The sequence below is a fragment of the Caballeronia catudaia genome, assembly GCF_001544755.2.
Classification (GTDB): Bacteria; Pseudomonadota; Gammaproteobacteria; order Burkholderiales; family Burkholderiaceae; genus Caballeronia; species Caballeronia catudaia.
This window is the reverse complement of sequence record NZ_FCOF02000121.1, coordinates 1-1,937: the sequence shown is the minus strand read 5'-3', so window position 1 is coordinate 1,937 and position 1,937 is coordinate 1. Positions and strand designations below refer to the sequence as shown.

General features: G+C 60.5%; 3 protein-coding genes. 2 read left to right on the top strand and 1 reads right to left on the bottom strand.

Features of this window, described 5'->3' with window-relative positions; all coding sequences use genetic code 11:
* Positions 1–381 precede the first annotated feature (381 nt).
* Together AWB75_RS36330 and AWB75_RS36325 are read left to right on the top strand one after the other, a co-directional pair.
* Positions 382–585, top strand: coding sequence for a hypothetical protein (locus tag AWB75_RS36330; protein ID WP_061128728.1), 204 nt, complete (start codon positions 382–384; stop codon positions 583–585).
* A gap of 255 nt (positions 586–840) precedes the next feature.
* Complete coding sequence (locus AWB75_RS36325; protein ID WP_061128727.1) at positions 841–1,050, top strand: phage baseplate protein; 210 nt, start codon at positions 841–843, stop codon at positions 1,048–1,050.
* A 365-nt stretch (positions 1,051–1,415) separates the two neighbouring features.
* On the opposite strand, the gene AWB75_RS36320 is transcribed toward AWB75_RS36325, so the two are convergent.
* A partial coding sequence (locus AWB75_RS36320) for a tyrosine-type recombinase/integrase (protein ID WP_143746700.1) occupies positions 1,416–1,937 on the bottom strand: 522 nt, incomplete at its 5' end.

The following is a 1,937-nucleotide window of genomic DNA, read 5'->3' as shown; positions in this document are numbered from 1 at the left end:
GCTCACCTTCGTCGGCATTTCGCCTCCCTGTCGCGTTGAAAGGGCGAATAGGTAGCATGGCGAAGCAATCAACCGTTCACCCGCTCGGTATAAGCATCGCACGCGCAGGTTAGTGGTAGACGACGACCGGGCCATGTGGATAACTCGGCGGCGAATCGGCGACGGGCAAGCGCTTGCGAAATGGGCAAACTTCCCATCGCCCGCATAGCGCCGACACGCGGGCGTCTCCCGTAAAGCGGACAAAACTTATCCCCATGTCGACAGTTCGATAATTGGACGTTATGTTAAGTTGCGGAAGTTATCGCGATTTATCTACGCTTTAAGGGATAAATGGTATGCTCGAAGCCCCATTACTCTCACGCGCGCGCAAGGAAAAGCACGATGACGCCCGACGAATTCCAGAACGCCCTCTCGCAGCTCGGCTGGAAACAATCCGACTTCTGCCGCATGGCGGACGTGGACAAGAACACGCCAAGCCGCTGGCTCAAGGGGGCAACACCGATTCCCGGATGGGCGGCGCGTTTTCTCGCGATGGCGCTGCAAATTCGCACGCTGGCGGCGCTTATCGAGCCGTCGAAGGCTTGACCCTGCACGCCCGCCGAATTTCTTGAGTCCATCACGCGCGCGCGCACGCGAACCCCATCATTCCGAATTTTGCAAGTCCACCACGCACGCGCGAGGCGCACGCGAAACAGCGCAGAAATACCTCTTAAAACCTCAGGCGCGGGAACCAGAGCGGCCTGCCGCGTCCCGAATTTTCTTACGCCTCATACGCGCGCGCGAGGCGCACACTGTCCGCTGCGGCGCACGGTGCGCTGACACTGAACGGAGAAGCGAACAATGCTGGATGAACTCACAAGCACGCTCGCGCTTGCCACCGCCGGCCGCGCGACGATCAGCGCGCGCAGCATCGGCGATATCGTGCTGGACGTGGTGACCGACGAGGACCACCAGTCCGAGCTGCGCATTACGGAGAACCCGATCGAGAGCGGCGCGGCGAGCACTCGAAAAAATAGGACTTCACTGCGAGATCCGTTTCCGCGCGGATAAGTACGCATTCTTGCGCGGATAAATACGCATTATTCCGCGCATCGCATAGCGCTGTAACGCCCGCCGGATATGGCGTATAGCGACCTTACTCGCGAATTCCCGCGCAGATAAGTACGCACCTGCGCACCAAAGGCGCGAAGCGACAAAAGCGATTGTTGCCGCCGATGCGGGTAATTCGTGCCCGTGGTTACCACGATGGTTACCACGGTTTTGGCTGGTTCGCGCCGTGGTAACCACCACTGGTATCCAGAGCGGTATCCACGGTTTCCGCAAGTCGCGCGCGTTCGCGGTTCGCATTGAAACGACACGCTCAGAAATGCTCAGCGAAGCGCGACCTGTTGAGGAAGGTCGATGTTTGAATCGTGTCACCCGGCTGCCTGCTCGATCGGGATGATCTGCGCGCCCGCCTTGATGCGCTCCAGATAGTCCGCCCACGCCTGCATCATCGTGCGCCGCTCCTTGATGAACTTCGTTCGGTTGTAGGCCGAGCCGAGGTTATCGGGGACCGCGTGCGCGAGCTGGTGCTCGATGACTTCCGGTTTCTGCTCCAGCTCCTCATGCAAGATCGTGCGCGCCATCGCGCGGAAGCCGTGACCGGTTATCTCCGTGCGTGTGTCGTAGCCGAGCCGCCGGAGTGCGGCATTGATTGCCGCTTCGCTCATTGGGCGCTGCGCCGAACGCGCGCCGGGGAACACGAACCGACCGCTGCCGGTGAGAGCGTGCAAGGCGCGCAGAATCACGATGGCTTGCGCGGCGAGCGGGACAAGGTGTTGCGTCTTCGTTTTGCTGACGAGATACCGCCATTCGCCCTTGTCCAGATCGAATTGAGTCCACTCGGCCTGACGCAACTCGCCCGGACGAACGAAGAGCATCGGAGCGAGTTTCAA

Excerpts from the sequence above, each read along its gene's own strand:
- AWB75_RS36325 (WP_061128727.1), top strand. The coding sequence starts at position 841 with ATGCTGGATGAACTCACAAGCACGCTCGCGCTTGCCACCGCCGGCCGC.
- AWB75_RS36330 (WP_061128728.1), top strand. The coding sequence starts at position 382 with ATGACGCCCGACGAATTCCAGAACGCCCTCTCGCAGCTCGGCTGGAAA.